23 protein-coding genes and 2 pseudogenes are annotated in these 25,884 nt (G+C 42.5%); 17 read left to right on the forward strand and 8 right to left on the reverse strand.

Features of this window, described 5'->3' with window-relative positions:
• Positions 1 to 176: 176 nt before the first annotated feature.
• Positions 177 to 1,502 carry a hypothetical protein gene (locus EAE93_RS01810; protein WP_052739674.1) on the reverse strand — a complete coding sequence of 442 codons (1,326 nt, stop codon included), beginning with the start codon at positions 1,500 to 1,502 and terminating at the stop codon, positions 177 to 179.
• Between the two features lie 387 nt (positions 1,503 to 1,889).
• Here EAE93_RS01810 and EAE93_RS01815 point away from each other — a divergent pair.
• Positions 1,890 to 2,904: pseudogene (locus EAE93_RS01815) on the forward strand (hypothetical protein); the annotation flags it as partial.
• A gap of 295 nt (positions 2,905 to 3,199) precedes the next feature.
• Here the strand turns inward: EAE93_RS01815 and EAE93_RS01820 are convergent.
• From EAE93_RS01820 to flgA, 6 genes and pseudogenes are all read right to left on the reverse strand, one after another.
• Positions 3,200 to 3,916 carry a YrpD family protein gene (locus tag EAE93_RS01820; protein ID WP_052739623.1) on the reverse strand — a complete coding sequence of 239 codons (717 nt, stop codon included), beginning with the start codon at positions 3,914 to 3,916 and terminating at the stop codon, positions 3,200 to 3,202.
• Positions 3,917 to 4,275: 359 nt separating this feature from the next.
• A pseudogene (locus EAE93_RS01825) lies at positions 4,276 to 4,434 on the reverse strand (IS630 family transposase); the annotation flags it as partial.
• A 29-nt stretch (positions 4,435 to 4,463) separates the two neighbouring features.
• Positions 4,464 to 5,594 carry a hypothetical protein gene (locus EAE93_RS01830; protein ID WP_040152426.1) on the reverse strand — a complete coding sequence of 377 codons (1,131 nt, stop codon included), beginning with the start codon at positions 5,592 to 5,594 and terminating at the stop codon, positions 4,464 to 4,466.
• Between the two features lie 338 nt (positions 5,595 to 5,932).
• The gene (locus EAE93_RS01835) at positions 5,933 to 6,373 is read right to left on the reverse strand and encodes a flagella synthesis protein FlgN (RefSeq protein ID WP_040152428.1); all 441 of its coding nucleotides are present in this window, start codon (positions 6,371 to 6,373) and stop codon (positions 5,933 to 5,935) included.
• 11 nt (positions 6,374 to 6,384) lie between these two features.
• Entirely contained in the window at positions 6,385 to 6,687 is a 303-nt protein-coding gene (flgM, locus tag EAE93_RS01840; RefSeq protein WP_036807414.1) for a flagellar biosynthesis anti-sigma factor FlgM, read from the reverse strand.
• 125 nt (positions 6,688 to 6,812) lie between these two features.
• On the reverse strand, positions 6,813 to 7,472 hold the full coding sequence (gene flgA, locus EAE93_RS01845; RefSeq protein WP_214038951.1) for a flagellar basal body P-ring formation chaperone FlgA: 660 nt from the start codon (positions 7,470 to 7,472) through the stop codon (positions 6,813 to 6,815).
• 238 nt (positions 7,473 to 7,710) lie between these two features.
• Between flgA and flgB the strand changes: the two genes are divergently transcribed.
• From flgB to flgL, 11 genes are all read left to right on the forward strand, one after another.
• Positions 7,711 to 8,124: a flagellar basal body rod protein FlgB gene (gene flgB / locus EAE93_RS01850; RefSeq protein ID WP_036775736.1), complete on the forward strand. Its 414-nt coding sequence runs from the start codon at positions 7,711 to 7,713 to the stop codon at positions 8,122 to 8,124.
• 5 nt (positions 8,125 to 8,129) lie between these two features.
• The gene (flgC, locus tag EAE93_RS01855; protein ID WP_036775735.1) at positions 8,130 to 8,534 is read left to right on the forward strand and encodes a flagellar basal body rod protein FlgC; all 405 of its coding nucleotides are present in this window, start codon (positions 8,130 to 8,132) and stop codon (positions 8,532 to 8,534) included.
• Positions 8,535 to 8,546: 12 nt separating this feature from the next.
• Positions 8,547 to 9,236 (forward strand): flagellar hook assembly protein FlgD, encoded by a 690-nt coding sequence (flgD, locus tag EAE93_RS01860; RefSeq protein WP_036807424.1) that lies wholly within the window; start codon positions 8,547 to 8,549, stop codon positions 9,234 to 9,236.
• Between the two features lie 27 nt (positions 9,237 to 9,263).
• The gene (gene flgE / locus EAE93_RS01865; protein WP_214038952.1) at positions 9,264 to 10,478 is read left to right on the forward strand and encodes a flagellar hook protein FlgE; all 1,215 of its coding nucleotides are present in this window, start codon (positions 9,264 to 9,266) and stop codon (positions 10,476 to 10,478) included.
• Between the two features lie 18 nt (positions 10,479 to 10,496).
• The gene (locus EAE93_RS01870; protein WP_214038953.1) at positions 10,497 to 11,252 is read left to right on the forward strand and encodes a flagellar basal body rod protein FlgF; all 756 of its coding nucleotides are present in this window, start codon (positions 10,497 to 10,499) and stop codon (positions 11,250 to 11,252) included.
• A 23-nt stretch (positions 11,253 to 11,275) separates the two neighbouring features.
• Positions 11,276 to 12,058 carry a flagellar basal-body rod protein FlgG gene (gene flgG / locus EAE93_RS01875; protein ID WP_036807432.1) on the forward strand — a complete coding sequence of 261 codons (783 nt, stop codon included), beginning with the start codon at positions 11,276 to 11,278 and terminating at the stop codon, positions 12,056 to 12,058.
• Between the two features lie 74 nt (positions 12,059 to 12,132).
• On the forward strand, positions 12,133 to 12,885 hold the full coding sequence (locus EAE93_RS01880; protein ID WP_036807435.1) for a flagellar basal body L-ring protein FlgH: 753 nt from the start codon (positions 12,133 to 12,135) through the stop codon (positions 12,883 to 12,885).
• Between the two features lie 12 nt (positions 12,886 to 12,897).
• Positions 12,898 to 14,007 (forward strand): flagellar basal body P-ring protein FlgI, encoded by a 1,110-nt coding sequence (locus tag EAE93_RS01885; RefSeq protein WP_214038954.1) that lies wholly within the window; start codon positions 12,898 to 12,900, stop codon positions 14,005 to 14,007.
• Positions 14,007 to 14,948 (forward strand): flagellar assembly peptidoglycan hydrolase FlgJ, encoded by a 942-nt coding sequence (gene flgJ / locus EAE93_RS01890; protein WP_415186271.1) that lies wholly within the window; start codon positions 14,007 to 14,009, stop codon positions 14,946 to 14,948. The genes EAE93_RS01885 and flgJ overlap by 1 nt, the downstream gene beginning before the upstream one ends.
• Positions 14,949 to 15,204: 256 nt before the next feature.
• A complete protein-coding gene (gene flgK, locus EAE93_RS01895) occupies positions 15,205 to 16,848 on the forward strand; it encodes a flagellar hook-associated protein FlgK (protein ID WP_214038956.1) in 1,644 nt (547 codons plus the stop codon).
• Between the two features lie 73 nt (positions 16,849 to 16,921).
• Positions 16,922 to 17,887: a flagellar hook-associated protein FlgL gene (gene flgL, locus EAE93_RS01900; RefSeq protein ID WP_036807445.1), complete on the forward strand. Its 966-nt coding sequence runs from the start codon at positions 16,922 to 16,924 to the stop codon at positions 17,885 to 17,887.
• 153 nt (positions 17,888 to 18,040) lie between these two features.
• Here the strand turns inward: flgL and EAE93_RS01905 are convergent, their stop codons facing one another.
• Positions 18,041 to 18,304, reverse strand: coding sequence for a hypothetical protein (locus EAE93_RS01905; protein ID WP_241509783.1), 264 nt, complete (start codon positions 18,302 to 18,304; stop codon positions 18,041 to 18,043).
• A gap of 612 nt (positions 18,305 to 18,916) precedes the next feature.
• On the opposite strand from EAE93_RS01905, the gene EAE93_RS01910 reads away from it, so the two are divergent.
• The 5 genes from EAE93_RS01910 to EAE93_RS01930 all read left to right on the forward strand — a co-directional run bounded on the left by EAE93_RS01910 (position 18,917) and on the right by EAE93_RS01930 (position 25,721).
• Complete coding sequence (locus EAE93_RS01910) at positions 18,917 to 20,884, forward strand: type VI secretion system Vgr family protein (RefSeq protein WP_214038957.1); 1,968 nt, start codon at positions 18,917 to 18,919, stop codon at positions 20,882 to 20,884.
• Positions 20,884 to 21,810 carry a DUF4123 domain-containing protein gene (locus EAE93_RS01915; RefSeq protein WP_214038958.1) on the forward strand — a complete coding sequence of 309 codons (927 nt, stop codon included), beginning with the start codon at positions 20,884 to 20,886 and terminating at the stop codon, positions 21,808 to 21,810. The genes EAE93_RS01910 and EAE93_RS01915 overlap by 1 nt, the downstream gene beginning before the upstream one ends.
• A 32-nt stretch (positions 21,811 to 21,842) precedes the next feature.
• On the forward strand, positions 21,843 to 23,444 hold the full coding sequence (locus tag EAE93_RS01920; RefSeq protein ID WP_214038959.1) for a hypothetical protein: 1,602 nt from the start codon (positions 21,843 to 21,845) through the stop codon (positions 23,442 to 23,444).
• A gap of 49 nt (positions 23,445 to 23,493) precedes the next feature.
• A complete protein-coding gene (locus EAE93_RS01925; RefSeq protein WP_250150839.1) occupies positions 23,494 to 24,495 on the forward strand; it encodes a hypothetical protein in 1,002 nt (333 codons plus the stop codon).
• 182 nt (positions 24,496 to 24,677) lie between these two features.
• Positions 24,678 to 25,721 carry a hypothetical protein gene (locus EAE93_RS01930; RefSeq protein WP_214038961.1) on the forward strand — a complete coding sequence of 348 codons (1,044 nt, stop codon included), beginning with the start codon at positions 24,678 to 24,680 and terminating at the stop codon, positions 25,719 to 25,721.
• Positions 25,722 to 25,884 lie beyond the last annotated feature (163 nt).

The following is a 25,884-nucleotide window of genomic DNA, read 5'->3' on the forward strand; positions in this document are numbered from 1 at the left end:
GGTTAATTATTTTTTTATACTAGGAAGAGATTTCAAAAAAACTATATTGATATCATTATTAATGACTATTATTGCAATATTCAGTCACGTTTTTCCTCAGGTTATCTATCAGTACCTTTTTTAATTGGGTATTTGGCATAAGGTCGCGCACTTAATGCGCGAACATAAGAATATTATTATTTATTCTGTTTAATTAATGGTTTGATTTTATTTTCATAAATATTTTTTTCGATCTGAAAATTTACATTTTCCTGCCATTCTCCAGTAATTTCAAATGGCTCTCCACCCCAATTGATATCTTCCGTCTTCCAGTTAAATGTATCATATGGATCAGTAAAATTATCATATAGTTTATAATTTATTACACCGGATATATTATATTTATCACCTGCGTTTTCTGCCTTAATATTTATCAAATTTCCACTAATCGTTGCACCTCCAATAGCCCACAGAGGGTCGATACCTGGTATTTTTGATTCCTTAGCAAAATCATAACCATTTTTAAAATCAATTCGTTCACCATTCTGGATTTGTGAAATAAAACGAGATTGAATACTCCCTTCTGTTCTTCCAAATGCATTTGGCTTCTGCATTAATATACGAATTCTATCATGCACACCGATTTCAGAGAGCGTGAGTTCTCGACCTGATTTTCCTGTAAAATGAAAAAACATTCCCAACCCACTCATGCTATTATCTGTAGTCAATAATTTTTTAGTATTTGTTTTGATCTCTTCTTTTGCCGGTGTTATTTTGTTTAATACATTAATGAGTTCATGTTTTGCATTATATAAATCCATCGCTGGTGCTACAACGTATTCATTCCAAACCCCGATCCAATCTCCCTGATATCCAAGCACGGCTTTTGCACTTTCAATGAATGCAATTGTAAAAATATGTTTCTTATTAGAGTTTGCATATTTTAGAAAGTTTCCCATATTATGACCATTAAAAGATATCTTTTTAATAGCCAGATCTTTTATTTTTTCTTGTCTAAAAGACTCTTGATTTTTAATATATTTTTTTAAATTATTCTTTTGCTCAATCAATAACTTGAAATCAGCAACATTTTTCTTTAGTGCTTCGGAGGAGTTCTTAGGAGCTAATTTATTTAATATGACCAACAACATTTCCGCTTTTAGAAGAGAGTCGTCAAAATCATAAGAAACGTTTTTCTCAGAATCTTCTAATTCTTTTGTTACATTGGTTAATTTTTTATCAATAACTTCAAGATCGTTTTCTCTAAAGTAATGGTCTACGTCTTTATAAGGAGTTCCAGGTTGTCCCCAGGGTCTATTAATGGGTGGTGTCCAATTATAGGTTGGAGGCTGTGTTGGTTTATTATAGATACCTGTATAATGAGTAATGCTATGCCCGCCACCCGGAACCCCAGGAAAAACGGGGGTTGTCGTTGTTGTCCAGCCATTTCCATGATTGATCGTACTTCCCGGAGGAAAAACACTGCCAAGGGGAATAACAGGGCCGAAATTAAAATTAGACATAAAAAACCTTTTGATAAATTTAAAATGTATTTTTGTTAAAGAACGCGATTATTGAATTAAAATCAATAGCTACTTTCTTGTCTATTATTTTAAATATCTTTTAATAACATTTTAAATAATTAAAGATGTAATATCATAGTTAATAAAACTATTATCATGTTATAGTTGATGCGTAATACTATTCTATTTAGTTGAGAATAAATTAAGGTATGCCAAATACACAAGTTGTAACGACTCGCATTCCATCAGTCCGGGCTTGCAATAATTGCAAATGAAATTTTTGCTCTGGTACTGACCTGTTGTTTGGTTGTATACCAAGTTGATGTCAGACCATCATATGAAAAGTGTCGATTTTAGTATTTTATGACGCTCCCTGTACTGCTTTGTTTTACAGATTTTTTCAGTTTATCGAGGCGGGAGTGGATAGAGATCGCACAGTTGTTGGGTTTAGAGACGCACCATGATGACGCGAATTGTTTCTCCTTTCCCGAAAGAGAATGAGCGTTTTGGCACTTCTGTTAGCCTGAACGCGGCAGGAGACTGTTTAGCGGTTGGGACGAATAATCAAGTCTGTGTGTATACGCGCCGGAAGAGTGGTGAGTGGAATATAAGTAAGCCGATTGTGTTTGAAGTTTTTGAAGATGAATATCAAAGATCTTCATGGGATGTCTGTCTGGATGCGGCGGGAGATACCCTAGCGTTGGGAAACATGTCGCCGTATCTCGCTGATAACCGAGGGCGGGTTTGTGTGTATACGCGCAGGAAGGGCGTCTGGGATACAAAAAACCCCATTCAGCTTCCGATCCCTTCGGATTCTTATGAGTTTGGCTGGATTGCCCACCTAAGTGCTGCGGGAAACTGTCTGGCAGTGCGTGATTACGCTCCCATGATTTATGTGTATACACGCACAAATGGGATCTGGGATGGAGAAAACCCCATTAAGTTCAAGGTCCCTGAAAATAACCTATCATTGGGTAGGGCTTTTAGCCTGAATGCAGAAGGAGATCGCTTAGCGGTGGGGATAGAGTTTTATAACTCCACAGATGGGGAGGTTTATTTGTATAAGCGCACGAATGGGATCTGGGATAAAGAAAATCCTATTAAGTTTTCGGCTCCTGCAAGTGACGTAACGTATTTTGGCCGTGCTCTCGAACTGAATGATGCAGGAGATCGCTTGGTAGTGGGGGCGTATTCCAGGGTGTATGTATATACCTGCCTAAATAATAAGTGGAATATGGAAACACCTATGGAGATTTTGGACCCTTCCGACAATTTAAGTGGTTTTGGTGGGGCTGTCGGCCTGAATAAGGCGGGGACGAGTTTGGTTGTTGGCGCAGGTCCAATCAAGCTTGGTTCTGAGTCCGAAACCGGTGCAGTTTATGTTTTTGAAAATGTTAAATGATGACTGTAATCACTAAACTGGATATTATTTTCTATCGGTGGCACACAACAGAATATGGGTATCTAGTAATTATTTCGCTTTTCACCTTCAAATATGGAAAATAAGTGCATGATAATATCTAAGATAAATTAATCAAACATGACAGGGGTATAATCAGAGAAATCCTGCGGCAGTGTAATTGGGAGGAATAGGGCGTTGTAAGTATATTTTCTTCACAATGTCGGTAAAAACCCAAAATAGCCAGTTCCTTAATGCACTAGGAACTGGCTTAAATTAAAGATTAATCATGACACTATCATACTTTTGATTTTTGAATTGTAATTGTCGCTTTACCGTGGGTTACATAAACCGACGCTTGCTTTGTTGCATAAATCACAGGTTTAAGAACGGTATTATCTATCACAATATCACTAAATTTAACCTGATATTGTCTATCAACTTTAATTCTATTACCAGTGACAGTAGAGAATAACTTCCAATTATTTATTTGTTTAGAATTTATATTAGTCTTGGGAATCTCTAAAATAGCCCTACCGATATAGCCTATATTGGAGGAACCCTGATATATTGCTCTGGTTGCGCCATTTAAATATCTATATACCGTCAATTGTACTTCCTTGCCGGGTAAAAAACCATTTATATCACTAAACTCTTCTGAGCCTTCAGTAAAAGATCCACTTCCAAACCCTTCTACGGACATAATTGGCTGCCAAACATCATATGTAGGGTTATATTCAAAACCAATATTTGATTCAATCTCTCCTGAGAAACTGGCATAGATATATGGTGTTCCGTCATATACGTAAAACGCATACTGAGTTTTCATCACGGGTAGAGTAATTTTCGTTGTTAAAATATTTCCATTACTATTAAGATTAGCTCTTCCTCCGATACCTACTATAGTTTCCTCACGAAGATATATGGGTTGGGTTTCGGTAGTATCAAATTCAGATATTTCAGATACGTCCTCTTCATGTGTATTAATCTCTGAAAGAGATTTTTCATTTGTCATGAAAGACTCCTATATTACTAAAATTAAATGAAATGAGAAAAGAAAAAATGCTTTTCTATATATTTTTACACTACACGTATAACTCTACATTATAAATCTTCAAAATAGTAGTTAATTTGAACTCTAGATTTAAGTTTAATGGTTTTTTTATTGATATAAATTTAATAAAAAACCGATGGAACGTTTTTTTCTATTGGGGACAATATAGCTTAACAATAATAAGTGTTTTAAATTTATTTCAGATTAGAAGATTGAAGAAAAATATAAAACTGGCGGATTAGACTAACAAGTGCAATTTTTCAGAGAGGCGGTCAGTTGTTATAATAGGCATCTTTCCCGCCACAGGAAAATGCGTTATAGCCTTTGCACATCCAGCCATAAGCGAGTTTCGTCCCTTGCGTGGGATAGACGCCATCAGTGAACAGAATGGACTCATTGTTTCCGGTTTCCTGCTTCAGTTTCCCGTAGGTTTCCATAAAGGCCCGTTGTTGTTCCGCGTTGAGCCTATGTGGCACGCCAGTCGAAATTTCTGTCAGACTCAGCGGATTCAATATTGTTTGAAAAAATAATCGATAATCTCCTGCTGAAGTTCAAAGGCATCACGTCGTTCCGCAAGGTGGCTTTTTAGTACAGTAAGTGAGCGCAGGCTTTCGCGCTGTTGGGTTTCGTTTTCTATATTTTGTCGCAATTTTTTGCAGTGTTCGCGGAGGTTATTTTCTATTATCTTCGATGTGTTACCTCCCAGCGTGCTCCAAACTATGCCCGGTAACGAATCAGATTTTTTTAGCTGATTAAGCTCATTGGCTAATATGTCTATACGTGCTTTGAGCAATTTATTAATGTCGGATATATCTCGGCTGTTAAAACTGAAAGTTGGATCAATGTACGTGTGGTACATGTTTATTATCGTCCAGACATCATTATCTTTCTTGGCTTGTGATAACTGTACCATCAATTGGTTTTTTTTCTTTTTCTCATCTAAATCCTGTTCACGATCCGGATGCAGTAACTTGGCTATTTTTCTATACATTTGGCTCACTTCCTGCGATTTAAACAAAGAATCCAGTTTTTTCTGGTCTTCTGCCGCAGGGTCGAAGTCAGAGGTCTCTTCTGCATCATATTCATCGTAGAAATGTTCTGATTCCCGTTGAAAACGCTGTTCTATGGTGGCACGCATTTTTTCAGGACTTTTCATCATATCAAGTAATTCTTCATCAGATATTTCTTCATTAAAATCAAAATATTCACCAAAAGTCTGCCGGATATCAGCCATCTGTTCTGGCGTCGGAGTTTCGTGTTCTTTTAATGCGTTAAGATTGGAAAAGTGATCGGTTAATTTATTGAGATCAAGGTTTTCGTTAAAGGGATAATGACATAATTCATCAAGTTCTTCTTCTATCCAGAAAAATAATTCTCCCCGTTGGTTTTTCCCCAGCGATTTTTTGTCGGCAAATGAAAGCAACCGTGCCGTTTTATCATATTTAGATTGTATATATTGATGCTCTATCGGCAAAACCTCCTGTTGAAAGCGGATGAACAACGCATCTTGCTGCTGTTGTAGTTTGGCGATCTTCAATTGGTATTTTTCGATGGACTTCCAGTAAGCTTTGAATTGTTGCTGAGGTGTTTTTGGTATCTGTTGCCCGCTCGATTTTCTTTTTTTCAGCTGCTTGTGCATCAATATTGTTCCTGAAGTTGAAACTCGTATATTGCGTAGTTAAAAATTATATTGTCAATACCCGTTGTCGTTTATCCCTATTCTGCAATATATTTTTGTAACACGCAAAACATTATAGTTGTTCAATTATTACATTGACTTACAAATGGTGATTTTTGCTAATCTTTTCTTACCCGACTGTAACAACAGTTTCACAATACATTTCGTCTGAGTTATTTATGCTGGAGGATTCCATTCCGTGAGCAGTTAAGGAGTTCGGATTAAACAGGAAAGCGGCGCTTACAAGTACTATCAACAATAAAAAGCGGCACTACCGCAATGGGCGGTAATGCGCTGAATTAAACTTGAGCTCTATGGCCGGAAAGCGCAGAATGACGGGCAGCTTGGCCGTCTGAGCCATAAAGAGAAGGGCTATGGTGGCTTTTTAGAAAAGCGATAGCTTGGCTATTTAGTTCAAGATGTTGGGTTAATAGCAGGCCGTTATGGGTATTTAAATCACGAACCTGGATAACCGCTTTGCCGATCTGTTGCCATAATGTGGCAAGCAAAGGTTGCTTATCATAAGGTGCAATGATGTTTAATGCTTTGCTCAAATTAAGACGTTGCTGTTCTGAATGGCTAAGCGCAGATAACAAAAAATTCTTTCGTTCTGTTATCTGGTGCAAATCTCGTGCTTCAATAAAACCCTCGCACAGAATACGCTGTTCTTCCGCCATAGTTTGGGTCAGCGAGGTCAAATAGGTCACTTGCTGTTCGAGTAATTGTTGTAGTGCTTCCATAGCGGGTTCAATTATTTCTTATCGTACTGAAAGTTTTCGGCGGCTTCTTTGAGCAAGGCATCTGCGATTTTACCGCTGTTCATTTTTAAGGTTCCTTGAGCAATAGCTTCTTTCAACTTTTGCACCTTTTGGATATTGATATCCTGGCTGCTTGGTTGAACCAGTTTTGTTTGTGCTTCGCTCAGTTTTACTTGTGCATCGCTGCTTTGTAAGGTAACGCCGGAGGTTTTGCGGGTGCCTTGGGCGCTTTCATTAGTTGGTCGCTGTTGAACGGCAGCGATAGCTAATAAGGGGTGAGTGCGTTCGATACTCATAATTATTATCCTTTATGGCCAGGCATAGGTTCACCTATGGATCGGAGCAGGTTACATGCCATTTGCATACCTGCAAATCGTGCTCTGCTGGTTATATCGGCACAGTGAAAGAAAACTTTAGTAACTTATAACATGATTTTTACACTGCCGTTTTCTAATGCCTGGCCGGTTATAACATGCCCTGAATTCATTCGAACCCTGACTTTATCAGAAATGGCGGCGTTATTAATAGCTTTCCCTTCATTCCGTATCTGAAAGCCATTCCCCTGAATGATCACCACCACACTCTGGCCTGACCGTACCGTCCACGGACGGCGTAACATATTACGTGTAATGACTTGTCCTGCCGGGATGTTACGTATTGTAATGCTGTTTTTTATTTCATTTTTGTTAATAACCAGATCATGGGGTAATTTTTCCAGTAATCCGCTTCTGACCTGAAAATCGTCCTCTGATAAAACATCATTACGTGAGATGGTTCGGCGGGTAACCAGATAATTTCCTGTCACACTGACAGCGACTTGAATGAATTTGCGTTGTTGATGGCAGATAACAGGTAAGGAGAGATTTCCCCAGTTTTGACCACCGATAGCGGGTTGAATTTCTGGCCGTTCACACTGGGGCCATTGTTGTTCAGGGGTTCTGATGTTAACAGAAACTTTGTGATGATTATCCTTATGTATCTGCTGGAAATAGTGCTCTATAGCTTGGGGTAAATTATTGCCCCATGCCATCGAAGTGATAAAGAAAAATGCGAACAGCCCGATAATGTTTATAGCGTGCATCTTCTCGCTCTCATTATTTCTGTCGGTCAATACGCTGCTGTTTAGTCGCGTATATTTAGTCGCGTGTAAGTGTACCTGCATCGAATATCAGTCAATGGGATAAATAGCAATCCAATTAGCGTCTATTCACCCGATAGGCTTTTCCTTCTGCGTTTATTCTGTTTACTGCGAATTTCGCGATCGTGAAAAGCGCGATTAAAAGTTCACAACACAGGTCAGTCACATCAGAGGGAGGAATATGCTCGATAAATTAGATGCAGCCTTTCATTTTCAGCAGGAAGCCCTGTCATTGCGATCTCGGCGGCAAGAAATATTGTCCGCTAATATCGCTAATGCGGATACGCCCGGTTATCAAGCGCGGGATATTGATTTCGCCACACAACTGAAAAAAACCATTGCACACGGTCGGGTCACCGGAAACGGGATCGGGCTGACGCTGACATCCGATCGGCATATTCCTATTCAGCCTCAGAAGAGAATGGAAATGGACTTACTGTATCGGGTGCCTTATCAGCCAGCGATGGATGGCAACACGGTAGATATGGATATGGAACGCAGCAATTTTATGGATAACAGCTTGAAATATCAGGCTGAACTGACTGCGACCAGCTCTCAGGTTAAAAGCATGATGTCAGTCTTACAGCAAGGATAAGGGCAATGTCTTTACTCAGTGTTTTTGATATTGCCAGTTCGGCATTATCAGCTCAATCCCAACGATTAAATGTCAGCGCCAGCAATATGGCAAATGCCGATAGCGTTGCGGGGCCTGATGGTCAGCCATATCGGGCTAAACAGGTGGTTTTCCGTGTTGCCGCACCGGCAGGGCAGGAAACCGGCGGCGTCAGAGTCAGTGAAATTGTTGATGATCCCACTCCTTTTCGCCTTGAGTATCAGCCGGGACACCCGTTGGCTGATGAAAAGGGTTATGTGCGGATGCCAAACGTTGATGTGGTCGGGGAGATGATTAATACCATTTCCGCTTCCCGTAGTTATCAAGCCAACGTTGAAGTGCTTAATACAACTAAATCGATAATGTTGAAAACATTAACGTTAGGTCAATAACAGGAGCGGCTCATGGCTATTACCGGTTCAATAAATGGATCTCTGAATAACATGACTGTTGGTGAGTTAGCATCGAACGGCAAGAAAAAGAACAGTGAAGAGCTGAATAGCAACTTCATGAAATTGCTGATCGCGCAAATGAAAAATCAAGACCCAACTAACCCGATGAAGAACAATGAGCTGACTTCCCATTTGGCGCAGATTAACACCCTGGCGGGGATCGAAAAGCTGAATACCACACTGGGGTCTATTGTCGGTCAGATAAATAATAATCAGCCTGTACAGGTATCGGCTCTGATTGGGCGAGGCGTGATGATCCCTGGGGATACCATCCTGGTGGGTTCAAAGGAAAATGGCAGCGTCAGCACGTCACAATATGGTATTGAGCTGGCAAGACCGGCGGATAGTGTAAAAGTCACCATCACTGATAAGCAAGGCGGGGTTGTACGCCAAATTGATCTCGGCGCGTTGGAAGCGGGTGTTCATAATTTCACTTGGGATGGCATAAGAGAAGATGGCGCTGTAGCTGAGGAATCCGCTTATAAATTCACCATTACAGCCAGCTATCAAGGCAGTCCGAGCGTATTTCAGCAACTGAGGCACGCGGAGGTGAAGGGGGTTACTCGTGACGCGGATGGCGCTAAGTTAGATTTAGGGCGGATCGGGGCCGTCACAATGGATCAGATACGTCAGATTCTTTAACCAGCAAGAATTTTAACGGAGAATAATATGGCTTTTTCACAAGCAGTAAGTGGTTTGAATGCCGCGGCAGGTAATTTGGATGTTATTGGTAATAATATCGCTAACGCGGCGACATATGGTTTTAAATCCAGCACGGTTGCTTTTTCTGACATTTTTGCCGGTTCTCAGGTGGGGCTGGGGGTGAAAATATCGGGTGTTAATCAGAATTTTAAAGATGGTACGCCGACGACGACCAATCGCCCACTTGATTTGGCGATCACTCAAAGCGGTTTTTTCCGTATGCAAGGCGGTGATGGTAAGATCTACTATTCCCGTAACGGTCAATTCAAGATGGATGAGAACCGTAATATTATCAACATGCAAGGCATGAAATTGACCGGCTATCCCGCAGCCAGTATCAATGGCGGCGCACCGGAGATTCAGAAAGGGGCTAACCCAGAGCCGATTACAATACCTAAAAGTATGTTGGCGGCTAAGGCGACAACTAAGGTTACGATGACAACCAACCTTAATTCGATGCATAAAAAACCGACAGATGCTTTCTCGCCGGAAGATAAGGATTCCTATAACTATCCTGCCAGTATCACCACTTTTGATAGCCTGGGTAACCCACATAATATCAAGGTCTTCTTTGTGAAAACGAACGATAATGAATGGCAGGTTCATGCTCAGGATAGTGCGGTAGAGGGCGCTAAAGCCGCTTCGTTGGGGACGTTGAAATTTGATGGCAACGGTAAACTGATTGGTGACAATAATCAGTTTACATTTAATGTTCCCTCTCTGAATGGTTCTAATGCTGCTGATATCACTATTGATTTTAATGGCAGTAAGCAGCAGAAAATTGATGCTGATAGCATATCGACACTCAAGACAGACGGTTATGCCGCAGGTGAATTCAGTGGCTACCGTATTGAGTCAGATGGCCGCGTTGTCGGTACCTATTCCAATGATCAATCCCAGTTATTAGGTCAGATCGTTTTGACTAACTTTGCTAACCCGGAGGGGCTGGCAGCGAAGGGTGATAACGTTTGGGTAGAAACGGGGGCTTCTGGCAACCCGGTTGTCGGCATTGCGGATTCTGGCGGCTTTGGCAAATTGCTCAGTGGTTCGCTGGAAGCATCCAACGTCGATATGAGCCAGGAACTGGTTAATATGATCGTGGCGCAGCGCAACTACCAATCCAGTGCGCAAACCATTAAAACCCAAGATCAGATCCTGCAAACGCTGGTCAGTATGCGCTGATAATTTCAGGATAGCATTATGGATCATGTCATTTATACCGCAATGGGCGGCGCTCGTCAGACACTAGAGCATCAGGCGGTGACGGCAAATAATCTGGCGAATGCATCGACGCCGGGTTTTAAGGCGCAACTGGCTGCTTTGCGGGCGGTGCCTGTTGAAGGGGCCGCCTTTAACACCCGAACTTTGGTTGTGGCTTCAACGCCGGGTTCTGACAATCGTCAGGGGCCGATGAACTATACCTCTCGTCCGTTGGATGTGGCGATTGGACAGGGGGGATATCTGGCGGTTCAGCTTGAAGATGGTACTGAGGCTTACACGCGTAACGGCAGTATTCAGATTTCAGCGGAAGGTCAGTTAACTGTTCAAGGTAACTTGTTGATGGGGGACAACGGCCCGATAAATATTCCGCCGCAGGCTGAGTTAACCTTGGCGACGGATGGTTCTATATCTGCACTGATTCCTGGTGATCCGCCAACACAATTGGGGCAACTTGGCAGATTGAAAATGGTGAAACCGGAGAGCGATCAGCTAGTCCGCGGTGATGATGGTCTCTTTCACATGACGGAACAGGCGCAAGGGTTACAGGGTGATGCCTTGCCAGCCAGTGATGAGATGAAATTAATGTCCGGTGTGCTTGAAGGGAGTAACGTCAACCCAATGGAAAGCATGGTGAGTATGATTGCTAATGCCCGCCGTTTTGAAATGCAGATGAAAGTCATCCATAGCTCAGATGAAAATGCACAACGTGCTAATCAGCTATTAGCAATAAGTTGATTTAGACACAGAGGATAAAACCGATGATCCGATCATTATGGATTGCTAAAACTGGGCTGGATGCTCAGCAAACTAATATGGATGTGATTGCCAACAACTTGGCAAACGTCAGCACCAATGGTTTTAAACGCCAGCGTGCCATTTTTGAAGATCTGCTTTACCAGAACATTCGTCAACCAGGGGCGATGTCATCGGAGCAAACCCGCCTGCCTTCTGGTTTACAGATAGGTACTGGGGTGCGCCCGGTAGCAACAGAACGTATACATAGTCAGGGAAACTTATCTGAAACTAATAACAGCCATAATGTTGCTATTAGAGGAAAGGGTTTCTTTCAAGTTCAGTTACCTGATGGTACCAGCGCCTATACCCGTGACGGTTCATTTCAGGAAGATCAAAACGGGCAGTTGACGACCGCTAGCGGTTTTTTGATCTTCCCTACCATTACTATTCCTGATAATGCGACGGACCTCACCATTAGCAGTGATGGTATTGTCAGTGTGAAAGTGCAGGGGCAATCCGCATCTCAGCAAATAGGTCAATTTACCCTGACAACCTTTATTAATGACAGTGGGTTAGAAAGTATTGGTGAAAACCTTTATGTAGAGACTAGCAGCTCTGGCGTACCGATTGAAAATACACCGGGAATCAATGGCGCCGGGTTGCTCCAGCATAAATATGTCGAAACATCTAACGTCAATATCGCAGAAGAATTGGTCAACATGATTCAAACTCAGCGTGCTTATGAAGTTAACACTAAAGCGGTGTCGACGTCTGATCAGATGCTACAAAAACTGACTCAGTTATAACCTAATCGTCAATCAGAACCGCGGGGAAACACTCAGTTTCCCCGTTATTCAGGGATAAATAAAGAGTATCGAAGATGGATACAATGGCTGTTGCCGAGACCAGCGCTGTTTGTCAGTTCCGCCATTTACGGAAAAATGTGGCGAATAAATGGCGTTGTAGTATAGCACTGGCGGTATTGTCACTAACGGGCTGTGCGTATATACCGCAAAAACCCCTGGTTGAGGGAGCAACCACCGCAGCACCTTCTGCGGCAACCGCGCCAGTCCCTAATGGCGCTATTTTTCAAGTAGTACAGCCGGTTTATTATGGTTATCAGCCGCTATTTGAAGATCGCCGACCCCGAAATATTGGCGATACCCTGACGATTACATTGCAGGAAAATGTCAGCGCCAGTAAGAACTCTTCGGCCAACGCCAGCCGTAATGGGAAAAACACATTTTCCGCAGCACTGACTCCCCGTTTCCTGAAAGGGTTAATTGGCGGAGATAAAACCGATCTGGATATGGAAGCCGATAATACTTTTGGTGGGAAAGGCGGCGCTAATGCGAATAACACCTTCCGAGGAACGATTACCGTGACGGTCGATCAGTTACTGGCAAACGGTAACTTACATGTGGTCGGTGAAAAGCAGATTGCTATCAATCAGGGAACCGAGTTTATCCGTTTCTCCGGTGTCGTTAACCCACGGACAATTAATGCTAATAATACCGTCAGCTCCAATCAGGTCGCGGACGCCCGCATTGAATATGTGGGGAATGGCTATATTAATGAAGCGCAGCACATGGGGTGGTTACAGCGTTTCTTCCTGAATGTCGCGCCATTTTAACAGGGGATGGTTATGATAAAACAATTTGCTGCCAGCCTTCTTCTTGTATTGCTGACTCTGGTGACAACGACAGTATCCGCAGAACGTATCCGTGATCTCACCACGGTTCAAGGAGTACGGGAAAATGCGTTGATTGGTTATGGATTAGTGGTTGGATTGGATGGAACCGGCGACCAGACGACTCAGACGCCATTTACCACCCAAAGTTTAAGCAACATGTTATCCCAATTGGGGATTACCGTTCCTCCGGGAACCAATATGCAGTTGAAAAACGTGGCTGCCGTGATGGTCACTGCGAAATTACCGCCGTTTGGCCGTGCCGGGCAGAATATTGACGTAGTGGTTTCCTCACTGGGGAACGCTAAAAGCTTACGTGGCGGTACTTTGCTGATGACGCCACTAAAAGGTGTTGATAATCAGGTCTATGCTCTGGCGCAGGGGAATATTTTGGTCGGCGGCGCCGGCGCCAGCGCGGGGGGAAGCAGTGTAAAAGTCAATCAGCTCGCGGGTGGTCGGATTAGTAACGGTGCAGTGATTGAACGCGAATTGCCTACGCAGTTTGGTGAAAATGGCACACTGAATCTTCAATTAAATAACGAAGACTTCTCATTGGCGCAGCAAATCAGCGATACCATCAATCGTATGGGCGGAGCGGGAACAGCAACGCCGCTGGATGCCCGTACAGTACAATTGCGTATGCCGAGAGATAAAAGTGAGCAGGTTAAATTCCTTTCTCATGTGCAGAACTTGACCCTTCGCGTTGATGTCGGTGATGCCAAAGTAATTATCAACTCTCGCACCGGCTCTGTCGTGATGAACCGCAATGTCATGCTGGATAGCTGCGCGGTTGCTCAAGGGAATCTTTCTGTCATTGTTGATAATCAGGTGGTTGTTAGTCAGCCAAATACACCGTTAGCCGGTGGCAGTACCGTTGTCACCCGTAATCCCGCTGTTGCTGTCCGTGAACAAAATGGCGCGTTGCAGCAGGTTAACGCCAGTGCAAGTTTGAGCCATGTTATTCAAGCATTGAATGCATTGGGTGCGACCCCGAATGATTTAATGTCAATCTTACAGGCAATGGAAAGTGCGGGTTGTCTGCGGGCGAAACTGGAGATCATTTGATGAATGATTTATTAACCCTGCCCGGTGCGGCTTATGATGTCCAGTCGGTTAACACGTTAAAATCCAATCTGGCAAAAGATCCACAACAGGGGCTACGGCAAGTAGCCCAACAAATGGAAGGGCTTTTTGTTCAGATGATGCTGAAAAGCATGCGTTCAGCTCTGCCTAAAGATGGCATGTTGAGCAGTGAACAGACCCGTCTCTATACTTCGATATACGATCAGCAAATCGCGCAGAATATTGCTCAGAAGGGGTTAGGTTTTGCCGATATGATGCTCAAGCAGCTTTCTAGCGCTAAAACTGCCCCTGGCGAAATAGCGGGTAAGATACCCATGACGCTGGATAACGAAGTTTTGCAAACCTTGCCAAGGCAGGCGCTTGAGCAATTTATCCGTCGAACGGTACCAAAACCCGAGACGACGCCTAAACCGCTGCCGCTGAACAGTACGAATTTCGTATCCACGCTCTCGACCCCTGCCCGGATAGCCAGCCAACGCAGCGGTATTCCTCATTTGCTGATTATTGCTCAGGCCGCATTAGAGTCTGGTTGGGGGCAAAGAGAGATTCTGACCGCTGATGGCAAGCCAAGTCATAATCTGTTTGGTATTAAAGCGGGTAAAGGTTGGAAAGGGCCGGTAACTAATATCCTGACCACAGAATATATCAACGGCGAGCCTCAGAAAATGAAGGATAACTTCCGTGTTTATGGCTCTTACGTGGAAGCGATTGAGGATTACGTCAAATTACTGACAGAAAGTCCCCGTTACGCCAACGTTGCCCGCTCTGTTACCCCGGAGCAAGGGGCGTATTCCTTACAACAGGCAGGTTATGCGACCGATCCCGGATATGCGAAAAAACTGGTCTCAGTTATTCAACAGCTAAAAGATGCCGGAGAAAAGGCGGTGAAAGCCTATACCTACGATTTGAGTAAACTATTCTGATCGCTATTTTGCTCAAGTTTTATTGAGTTCAGCCGATAAATTAAAGCAGTTTAGACTTTGTTTTTAGTTATACCCTATGGATTTCAAGATGGATCGCGACGGCAAGGGAGTGAATCCCCGGGAGCATAGAGAACTATGTGACCGGGGTGAGCGAGTGCAGCCAACAAAGAGGCAACTTGAAAGATGACGGGTATAGCTGAAAGATTGTTTGCCGCCGCTAGCGGAGACATTAAATAAAACGTAAAAGGATCTTCTGATGTCCAACAGTCTTATTAATACTGCGATGAGTGGCCTTCAAGCGGCTCAAATTGCTCTGGGAACCGTGAGTAATAACCTCGCAAATTCCAAAGTTCCTGGTTATAACCGGCAATCGACAGTTGTCAATCAAAACGGCGGCACGATGACGTCCGTTGGCTATATCGGAAATGGCGTTACTGTCACCAGTATTAACCGTCAATATAATGAATTCATTAATCAACAACTGTCTGAGGCTCAGGCGAAACAAGGTACATTAACCACTTATTCTCAGCAAATTTCCCAGATTGATAATTTGCTGGCAGACAAAGCGAATAACCTGTCAAACACCATTGATGACTTCTTTACCAGTTTACAAAATGTTGTCAGTAATGCGGAAGATGATGCGGCCAGAACGACAGCGATTGGTAAATCAAAGGGGCTGGTAAACCAATTGCAAGGCGCGGATGCCTTCCTGCGTAAAATGGAAAATAACATTAATCGGGGAATAGCTAATTCGGCTGAATCTATTAATAACTATGCGCAGCAAATTGCTAAACTCAATGGGGAAATTACCCGTATGAGAGGCGGTGGTAGTGCTGAGCCGAATGCATTATTGGATCAGCGTGATCAATTGGTCAATGAACTGAATAAACTGGTTGGCGTGAGTGTGACTCAGCAGGATGGTGATTCTTACAATGTCACTTTTGCGGGGGGATTGACACTGGTTCAGGGAACAACCGCTTACCGAGTAGAAGCGATTTCATCTAATGCGGATAGCAGTCGCATTACATTAGGTTATGATCGTGGTTTTGGCGATGTTGTTGAAATTGATGAAAAATTCATTGACAAAGGGCAATTAAGCGGCACATTACGGGCGCGTAGTGAAGTGCTGGATAATTCCCGTAACCAGTTAAACCAATTAGCGTTGGTATTGGGCGATCAATTTAATCAGGTTCACCGTGCTGGTTTTGATTTAAAAGGCAAACCGGGTGAAGATTTCTTCACATTTAATAACCCGGATGTGGTTGCCAATAGTAGAAATAAAGGTTCTGCTGATTTTAAAGTGGAATATACAGATACCTCAGCGATAAAAGCCAGTGATTATCATATTAGCTACGATGGGGCTAATTGGAAAATCCAGCGTGCCTCTGATAAGGCGGATATTGCCGCCAAAGTAACAGGTAATACACTGGAATTTGATGGATTAAAAGTTGAAATTGACCCAACCAATGCAAAAGAGCATGACCGATATACACTGAAAGCGGTCAACGGTGTTATTGGCAGTATGGCGGTTAATATTAAAGATGCGTCGCAATTGGCGGCTGCCGGTGCTAAAGATGGTGGGGCGAGTGATAACGTCAATGCCAAAAAACTCATTGAATTGCAGAACAAAAAATTGGTAGAGGGGAAAGCATCATTTTCTGGTGCTTATGCTTCGATGGTCAGCACCATTGGCAACCAGACCAGCACGGCGAATGTTGATTTAGAAACTCAGAATAATATTACTAAACAACTTTACGCTGAACAGCAGTCGGTTTCTGGCGTCAACGTAGATGAAGAATATGGCGCATTACAAAACTTACAGCAATATTATCTGGCGAATGCCCAAGTTATCCAGACTGCCGCAACGTTATTTAATGCCATTTTGGATCTCCGTCGCTAATAAACGTGCCATTTAATAAAAATAGCCTGAGATATCTTGGGCATTTAGCTGAATATTTAAAAGGAATGAAATTGTGCGCGTAAGTACCAATATATTATACGATCAGAAAATGACGAATATCACTACAGCTCAGTCGAAATGGATGCAGCAAGGAGCACAGCTATCCAGTGGTCAGCGGGTGATAAATCCATCCGATGATCCGATGGCGGCATCTCAGGGGGTCATGGTCGCTCAAGCTGAATCTCAGAACCAGCAATATATAACGGCTCGCTCGTTTGCTAAGAACGCGATTTCCATGCAATTGAGTGTGGTATCCAAAGCTGTCGGGGTGGTGCAAAATATTCATGAAAGTTTGGTCGCCACAGTAAACGGCGTATTGAGTGATGAAGATCGTAACTCGTTGGCTATTCAACTGACCGGGTTTAAAGAACAACTGGTGAATTTGGGTAACACCACCGATGGTAATGGCCGCTATATTTTTGCCGGTTATAAAACGGATGTGAAACCTTTTGATGAGAGTACCAGCGGTACAGTTAGCTATCGAGGCGGTTCTGAGGAAATGACGCAGAAAGTAGATAGCAACCGCTCTATGATTATTGGACATACCGGGGAACAAGTCTTTCTTTCGTCTACCAGTAACCCGATAAAAGAGCCGGATGGCAGCCCGAGTGAATCTGATATATTTAAAACCATAGACATGGCGATTCAGTCATTAAAAACACCATTTGTCGAAGCAGATCAAAAGAGTCGTGATGATGCGCTGGAATTGTTGAATAAGGCTAACCGCGGCGCTCGCAACGCGTTGAATAATATCTCTTCGGTGGAATCGGTATTGGGTTTACAACTGAGAGAAATAGAAGACTTAGATAGTTTGGGGGCGGAACGCAGCCTGGCGAATAAAAGCCGTTTGAGTCAACTGGTTGACGTAGAATGGAACTCAGCGATTTCGAATTATTATCAACAACAAGCCGTACTTCAAGCATCGTATAAGACATTTACCGATATGAAAGGCATGTCGTTGTTTGAAATATTTCGTTAATTCGGTTTTCCTCATTTATATTAATCGCTGGTTTTCAGGCCAGCGATTTTTCCAATTGAATGTATTTAATTGTGACAATTAAATATCCTACATATTTTCAGTTAAATAGATAATGAAATAGAAATTTTCATATTAAAAATATATTGTTGAAATTTAAACTTCCGCCAGTGGATGAACGGGGAGAAACTGAGTAATTACCGCTTCTGCGTGTTGGTAGTTACTGAGATTAATAACTACAACTTTGTAGAAGTAAACCGCGTTAGGTACTCTGCGGAAAAATTTAGTTTCACCGGGTTGAATGTCGATAAAAGCATACTGATTGTAATCTCCGAATGGAGGCGCCCAGTAATTTACTGCTCTAATTGGTGCGGGACCTCTATTTTCTATATTGAAACTAGGATGATGAGTAGTAGGCATTATTATATTTCCACCAGTATAAAGCTCAAAAGTTTGATTAGGGTTTATATATATCAGTCTCATTTTATTGTTTCCTTATCATGACGATTTTTATGTTACATATAGTACAGATAATCTTATCTGCGAAATTTAACTTAACACTTTCCCATAACAGTTAAATATTGAAATTTATCAGTGATGTAAAAGGAATAAGATAAATGAATTTATCTTATTTGAATTCCAATCTAATAAATAAAAAAATATATTGTTGTTTGGAAATATTACGCTAATTTTGTCTTCTCTTTTATTTTTATTACTGATTTAGGCCAGCAATTTTGGTTAATAAAATCATTATAATTCATTTTAACGTAACCTATTCAATATATTGAAGTTTTATGCCGAAACCCCCTCTTTTTATTAGAATAAAATATCGTTATTTCAAAAAAATAAGTTGATTATTTCTTCCATTTCCTACCCTCCCGTTCATATGTTGAACAGGGAAAAGTTTGGTTAATGAATCTGCCGGTGAATATGTTCGGTAATCATTTAAGTAAAAGAGGGTGAAATTATGGTTGTTTTACATGATCTGTTTAATTCCCTGAGCCTCGACCTCACGGGATCAGGAGGAATGTAATGGCAGATTCAGGATTGATTTTTACACTTACTGCGGGCTCTCTCCCGGAGAAAACTTTTGCTGTGGTGGAGTTTACTCTAGATGAAGCGCTGTCAGAGTTATTTTGTCTGGAGGCGATATTAACCAGCGCTGATCCGGATATTAATTTCGCTGATGTTCTGGATAATTTTGCGACACTGACCGTTTATCGTGATGGAAAACCCGAGCGCAGTATAACTGGGATTGTGACTCAGTTTGAACAAAGCAGGACAGGTCGTCATCGCAGTCATTATTCCTTGACCATTCAACCTGCTTTATGGCGTGCGGGATTACGGGTTAATTCCCGTATTTTTCAGCATCAATCTGTGACTGAGATTATTGACATATTATTGAAAGAAAATGGCGTTAGAAACTTCTATTGCCAATTGCGTTATGAACATCCTGAACGGGAATTTTGTGTGCAATATGATGAGAGTGATCTGGCGTTTCTCCATCGTTTATTGGCTGATGAAGGGATGTTTTATTATTTCGATTTCACTGAGGAGCGAGGTGAACCGATAATTATTTTCATTGATTCTCATCGGATAAATAACAAATTTTCATTGCCTTATCACCCAGAATTGGACGCTACAGGAAGCCAATGCAGCATCAATCGATTCTGCTGGCGTGAACAGGTCGGGATTGCCAACATTGTGTTGCAGGATCGTACTTTTAAAAATCCGCGGTGGGGGGCAGACTATTACTATCACGAACGCCAAATTAATCACCAGCGTTCAGATTTGCCCAGTTACACTTACTATGATTTTCCCGGGCGCTTTAAAGATGAGCGTGGCGAGCGCCTGAGTCAATATCGTCTGGAAGCACTCCGCACTGACGCTATGTTTGGCCGCGCACAAAGTGATTGTTTTGCCTTGGCGCCGGCATCAGGGTTTGCGCTTACTGATCATCCGAAAGAGCAATTTAATACCCTGTGGCTGGTGATTAAAATCAGCCATTACGGTAGACAGCCGCAGGCGGATGAATCCCGTTTCGGTGAAATGGGGACGACCTTAACGAACAGCTTCACCTTTGGCGATCGCAACCGGGTATGGCGCCCCTTGCCTTATCCCAAACCGCGCATTGACGGCCTGCAAGTTGCGACAGTGGTTGGCCCGGAAGGGGAAGAGATCTTTTGTGATGAATACGGGCGCGTGCGGGTACAGTTTGCTTGGGATCAATATGGCAAATTCAATGACCACAGTTCTTGTTGGATCAGAGTCAGTCAGGCTTGGGCTGGTAATCACTGGGGCATGATTGCTATCCCCCGAGTGGGGCAGGAAGTGCTGGTGGATTTTCTGCATGGCGATCCAGATCAGCCAATTATTATTGGGCGTACCTATCATGCCACTAACATTGTGCCTAACCGTCTGCCGATAGCAAAAACCCAGATGTCAATTCGCTCAAAAACCCATAAAGGGGAGGGTTTTAATGAACTGAGATTTGAAGATGAAAAAGATCGAGAAGAGGTATTTATTCATGCTCAGAAGAATCTGGCGATTAAGGTGCTGAATTCCCGAGATGAACGAATTAATTACAACCGTACAACCAGCATTGGCCATGATGATGAACTGGTGATTGCCAATAACCGCAAAATAACGGTTGATGGGCAGCAGGAACATAAAACCATCGGGAACTATGTTGTTCAGGTTGAGGGTGACAAAACTTTGCAGGCCGGCGGCAATGTGGCACAGAAAATTCAGGGTATGCTCAGTATTGATACCAATGGTGATATTACGGTGCAAAGTGGCAACAAAATCAGTCTGAAAGTAGGTAATAGCTTTATCGTTATTCATGCTGATGGTGTCGATATCAAAGGTCCATCGATTAATCTGAACTCTGGGGGGAGTCCCGGGGATTTATTGCGCCCGGCGAATCCGGTCATTTTGCAAGCTGCCGCCAGTGCCGGCTCCTTGTTTGTTGCACACTGTCCGAAGGAGGATAACGACTGATGGCCGCTGAAAAATATTATGTCGTCATTGACGGTGCGATTGAATACCGATTGTTTTTTATCTTGGAAAATTTTAATCCCCCTGCGGTTTGTCTTTATGACGAATCTTTACCGCCTGAGCTGCTTAAGGCGGCGCCTTACCTGGTGGAGGTGACAGAAAAAGTTGGACTGTATTTAGAGGAATGGCAAACATGTTGGGGGATTTGTCTTCACTCAAAAGCGGATATGAAAACATTGCGTCAGCATTTACGCAAATATCTTCAAGTATTATTACCCGATCAAGATAAACCGGTATTTTTCCGATTTTATGATCCGCGCAATATCTGGGAGTTTCTCAGTGTCCTCAGTGACTGGGAAATTCACTGTTTTCTGGGGCCGATAAATAAAATTAGCACTTCTCTGATGGGCGTTAAGCATGAAGATAATTTTCACGCGGCCAGAAAACAATTTCCCGCAGAGGCATGCTCCAGACAAAAGATGTTGCGGATCACAACAAAGCAATATGCTCAGTTAAATGAGCTATTCGAACAACGATACATTAATAAACTGACGCGATTTATTAATGAAGTCAATTACTATAATGGCGCCGGTACCATAGATCTGCCATACGACTCCCTGTCGGCACATTCAGACCGGATATTGAAAAACCCGCTTCCTGATACACATTATTCTCCCGCCTATATGGATGAGGCGACATTTATTCAACATAAAACCTTAGCGGAGGATTGTTTTTATTTTTGTCAGGATAATGAAATCACGGATGAACGTGCCATTGGCGGGTTTCTCTATTTGCTGATGGCGAGACATATCAATCAGTTTGAGCAAATCCCGCAGGCATGGTTAACCGCACTCAGAGACCCCCAGTGGCCGGGTTATTATCGGATGGAAACATTATTAAAAAGCGAATTGGGTTTTATCCCCGATTAGGTAATTAAAAGGTAATTGATAAGGTAATAGATATGGCTGAGCAAACTATTTCATCCCGTGCCGGTGTTGCCTGCATGACATGCGACAACCCGGACCCCTGTATTTATAAAATCAGCGTCACTTTTGGTCGGAATACTCAGGTATGGCCTGAAAAGCCGGTAATTAAGATGAGCCTGATTGATAATGGAAAAGGTCAAAAAGGGACGATACAGATTGAAGGTAAATGTAATAACACGGCTAAACATCATGCGGTGCTGACGGGGGGACAGAAAGAGAAAACGCTAGAATTTAATGCGCCACAGGAGGTGACATTATTTTATAAAGATCAACTGAAAGACGCTGAGATTGAAAGTGACCTGGAAAGTGTCTGGTTTTATTTATCTAATCTTGCCAACCCGACAGATATGTACAGTGAGCCGCGTTATTATAAGTTAATAACTCAAGGTTGCCTGGATAGTCGACAGTACGCGACGATAGCGGTTTACCCGTCGGTCAGTTTTATGGTTTCGGTTGGATTGAGCTTTGATTTTTCTCATGGAGAACGTTCTGTAAAGGAGCGGCGTGATGAACAGAAAAAAGCGCGTCTGGCGATGGAAAATGTCAAGCCTAAAAATGGCAATAAACTGCGCAGTGGGTGGACAACCCATACGGACCCATTTTATCTGACCCGACAGACGGCCATTAACGTCGAATATGCTTTAACGGTTCAGGATATGGATTACTCGGCGAAGTTTGCGAAAGTGAATAAGGTGAGGAAAACCCTGCCCAATTTAGAGGTCATCAATCGGGTGGAAAAACTGCTGGGTTATACCAAAGAATACCTGGCGCCCGATCCGGATTCAAAAGGCACCCGCAGCTACCAACTGCTTGAGCTCAAAGTGGACCCCATCAATATTGGGCTGGCTTATGCTTATGACCGAACTACTTCGATGGATGACCGTACCCATTTTTTGGGTTTCAGTGCCGCGCCTTTTCTGGGGATGACGGCAAAACTGGATCTCATTCAAATGGGGGCGGCGTATTGCAAGATAAAGAGTGTGGCAGCCAAATTCAGGGAGGCGCTGGCCCGCAGGAATTCAAATGATAAAAACTATTTAGATCTGGAATGTTGCATTATTTTGACATGCAATCTGTCCTTTCAATTGGGTGCCGCTTATAAACAAAAGCAGTGGACTTTTGACGCCGGTGATAAGAATGATTTGAAATTGAGTCTGGAAGGAAAAGCGAATGTCGCCTTTAAGACCCATATTATGATAGTAGAAGTCGCAATAGGAGCGGGTGTGGCTATAAAAACAGCGGCGGGTTTTGAACTTGATCAACATGATAAAGGGATCGATCTGGCTGGCTACCATAATGGGATTGTTGCTGAGATTCAGGTAGCTGCTGATGCAAGGAAAAATAATAGTAGAAATTCTATAATCGAAGTTAAAAAGAAGTGGAAATGGGTTATTGCCGATCCGTTAAAAGTCAGTGAATCCCCGTTAAGAATTAATCTGATAGGAGAAGAGAGGCCTGTTACTCGACCGGAGATAGTCCCAGGTGCTGAAACTGCATCGTGGGAAATGGGTTATGACCCTAACTTTAAGCCTAAGATGGATAACATCCCGTTTATCACCGGATTACCCGGAATGTGAGGATAAAATGAGATTGAAACTGTTATTGCTGTTATTAGGAGTTATTATTATGTCAGGTTTAGGAGTGATGGTAATGCAAGGCGCTAATGCAAATGAACCGAGGTTGTATATTCGCAGTTTATTCGATATCCAATATGCCTTTTGTGATATTAAAACCAATGGCGTAACGGGCATGGATAACCGTGATTCGGCTCAAGAAGGACGGGGATTTGGTACTGCCAGCACGGCCTCTATGTTATTCTTGGCAAATGGTGAAAATGAAGTCAGTCTGGAATTTGGCGCATTGGGTTGGTTTTCCTCAGATACGTTATCAGATAAAAACCGCAATCACTTTAACCCTGAGGCCAAATGCACGCTGGAACTGACGGCTATGCGTGGTAAAAAAAGTGAAGTATTGACGGCAATTGAAGTGGCAATTGATAAAAATGGTCAGCCTGTGGCAACAACGCCCGCGAATGAAGCGAAATATGCTGCTATTAGCACACCGGTGGTACGCCATGTGGTACAGGCTCAAAATGTAGAAGATGGGCATGTAGAGAAAAAGTATTTTAATCCGAAAGAATTTCCTCCTAATATGACTTTGTACCGATTTAGCCGTAGTGTAAAAATCAGTGGCTTACCTGATTGGGAATGGGTGAAGGCAACCCCTTATACCGATACCCCAGAGCAACGTCGGCAATTGCAACAGGCTTATATGTCGGTCTGGCAGGCTTATAATGCCAAAGATATAAATACTCTTAGGGAACAACAAAAAATTGCGCTTAGAGCTTGGGCTTGGGCCACTGATGAAAGTGAAGAAAGTGTTTTTGCCGATCAACCTATTAACAGTGATATAAAAGAAAAAAGTTTCAAAATGATACCGATTAATTGGGATGACTATACCGTTAAAATAATGAATCAGGGCAGAATGGTTAAATTAGTGAATAAATCAATTTTAGAATATTCTCCAATATCCTATTACACTGTTAATAATGAAGATGGCGATACTTATTTCAGTACTACCGCACCAATTTTCTCATTGATTAATGGTCGTTTTGTTCAGGTAATTTAATGGATAGCAATATCGGGTTATTTGACCCGATATTTTCTCTTGATGGAAAATGCAATAAAAGTCGGTAATATCGATACAGCATTTGGTGATTGTAAAACGACACTGGGATTGTGGGTTTGGTTAATATTAAAGTTGAATAATATTCCACTTATCACCGGGTTACACCGGAACGTGAGGATAAAATGAAATTAAAATGGTTATTGCTATTGTTAGGCGTAATTACTATATCAGGGTTAGGTGTGGTAGTAATGCAAGGTGCTAACGCAAGTGAACCGCGGTTGTATATTCGCAGTTTATTCGATATTCAGTATGCCTTTTGTGATATTAAAACCAATGGCGTAACGGGAATGGATAACCGAGATTCAGCCCGTGAAGGCCGGGGACTTGGTACCGCCAGTACAGCTTCCATGCTATTAATGGCAAATGGTGAAAATGAAGTCAGTCTGGAATTTGGCGCATTGGGTTGGTTTTCCTCAGATGCGTTATCAGATAAAGACCGCAATCACTTTAGCCCTGAGGCCAAATGCACTCTGGAACTGACGGCTATGCGTGGTAAAAAGAGTGAGGTGTTGACAGCGATAGAAGTGGCAATTGATAAAAATGGTCAGCCTGTGGCAATAACACCCGCGAATGAAGCTAAATATGCTGCAATTAGCACACCGGTGGTACGCCATGTGGTACAGGCTCAAAATGTAGAAGATGGGCATGTAGAGAAAAAGTATTTTAATCCGAAAGAATTTCCTCCTAATATGACTTTGTACCGATTTAGCCGTAGTGTAAAAATCAGTGGCTTACCTGATTGGGAATGGGTGAAAGCAACCCCTTACACGGATACACTTGAACAGCGTCAGCAATTGCAACAGGCTTATATGGCGGTCTGGCAGGCTTATAATGCTAAAGATATAAATACTCTTAGGAAACAACAAAAAATTGCGCTTAAAGCTTGGGCTTGGGCGACTGATGAAAGTGAAGAAAGTATTTTTGCTGATCAATCTGCTTACAGTGATATCAATGAAAAAGGTTTCAAGATGAAACCAATTAATTGGAATGACTACACTGTTAAAATAATGAACCAGGGAAGAATGGTCAGGTTGGTGAATAAATCAGACCCAGAAAGTTCCCCAATATCCTACTATTACGTTGATGAGGAAGATGGAGATACGATTTTGGCTACTGTTGCGCCGATTTTCTCATTAATTAATGGCCGTTTTGTTCAGGTAATTTAATGGGTAGCAATATCGGGTTATTTGACCCGATATTTTTACTTGATGGGAAATGCAATAAAAGTCGGTAATATCGATACGGCATTTTGTGATTGTAAAACGACACTGGGATTGTGGGTTTGGTTAATATTAAAGTTGAATAATATTCCACTTATCACCGGGTTAC

The organism is Photorhabdus akhurstii (genome assembly GCF_018448925.1).
Taxonomy (GTDB): domain Bacteria; phylum Pseudomonadota; class Gammaproteobacteria; order Enterobacterales; family Enterobacteriaceae; genus Photorhabdus; species Photorhabdus akhurstii.

Bases quoted from the DNA above. Each gene is read 5' to 3' on its own strand.
- EAE93_RS01810 (WP_052739674.1), bottom strand. From the start codon at position 1,502: ATGTCTAATTTTAATTTCGGCCCTGTTATTCCCCTTGGCAGTGTTTTT.
- EAE93_RS01820 (WP_052739623.1), bottom strand. From the start codon at position 3,916: ATGACAAATGAAAAATCTCTTTCAGAGATTAATACACATGAAGAGGAC.
- EAE93_RS01830 (WP_040152426.1), bottom strand. From the start codon at position 5,594: ATGCACAAGCAGCTGAAAAAAAGAAAATCGAGCGGGCAACAGATACCA.
- EAE93_RS01835 (WP_040152428.1), bottom strand. From the start codon at position 6,373: ATGGAAGCACTACAACAATTACTCGAACAGCAAGTGACCTATTTGACC.
- flgM (WP_036807414.1), bottom strand. From the start codon at position 6,687: ATGAGTATCGAACGCACTCACCCCTTATTAGCTATCGCTGCCGTTCAA.
- flgA (WP_214038951.1), bottom strand. From the start codon at position 7,472: ATGCACGCTATAAACATTATCGGGCTGTTCGCATTTTTCTTTATCACT.
- flgB (WP_036775736.1), top strand. From the start codon at position 7,711: ATGCTCGATAAATTAGATGCAGCCTTTCATTTTCAGCAGGAAGCCCTG.
- flgC (WP_036775735.1), top strand. From the start codon at position 8,130: ATGTCTTTACTCAGTGTTTTTGATATTGCCAGTTCGGCATTATCAGCT.
- flgD (WP_036807424.1), top strand. From the start codon at position 8,547: ATGGCTATTACCGGTTCAATAAATGGATCTCTGAATAACATGACTGTT.
- flgE (WP_214038952.1), top strand. From the start codon at position 9,264: ATGGCTTTTTCACAAGCAGTAAGTGGTTTGAATGCCGCGGCAGGTAAT.
- EAE93_RS01870 (WP_214038953.1), top strand. From the start codon at position 10,497: ATGGATCATGTCATTTATACCGCAATGGGCGGCGCTCGTCAGACACTA.
- flgG (WP_036807432.1), top strand. From the start codon at position 11,276: ATGATCCGATCATTATGGATTGCTAAAACTGGGCTGGATGCTCAGCAA.
- EAE93_RS01880 (WP_036807435.1), top strand. From the start codon at position 12,133: ATGGATACAATGGCTGTTGCCGAGACCAGCGCTGTTTGTCAGTTCCGC.
- EAE93_RS01885 (WP_214038954.1), top strand. From the start codon at position 12,898: ATGATAAAACAATTTGCTGCCAGCCTTCTTCTTGTATTGCTGACTCTG.
- flgJ (WP_415186271.1), top strand. From the start codon at position 14,007: ATGAATGATTTATTAACCCTGCCCGGTGCGGCTTATGATGTCCAGTCG.
- flgK (WP_214038956.1), top strand. From the start codon at position 15,205: ATGTCCAACAGTCTTATTAATACTGCGATGAGTGGCCTTCAAGCGGCT.
- EAE93_RS01905 (WP_241509783.1), bottom strand. From the start codon at position 18,304: ATGCCTACTACTCATCATCCTAGTTTCAATATAGAAAATAGAGGTCCC.
- EAE93_RS01910 (WP_214038957.1), top strand. From the start codon at position 18,917: ATGGCAGATTCAGGATTGATTTTTACACTTACTGCGGGCTCTCTCCCG.
- EAE93_RS01915 (WP_214038958.1), top strand. From the start codon at position 20,884: ATGGCCGCTGAAAAATATTATGTCGTCATTGACGGTGCGATTGAATAC.
- EAE93_RS01920 (WP_214038959.1), top strand. From the start codon at position 21,843: ATGGCTGAGCAAACTATTTCATCCCGTGCCGGTGTTGCCTGCATGACA.
- EAE93_RS01925 (WP_250150839.1), top strand. From the start codon at position 23,494: ATGTCAGGTTTAGGAGTGATGGTAATGCAAGGCGCTAATGCAAATGAA.
- EAE93_RS01930 (WP_214038961.1), top strand. From the start codon at position 24,678: ATGAAATTAAAATGGTTATTGCTATTGTTAGGCGTAATTACTATATCA.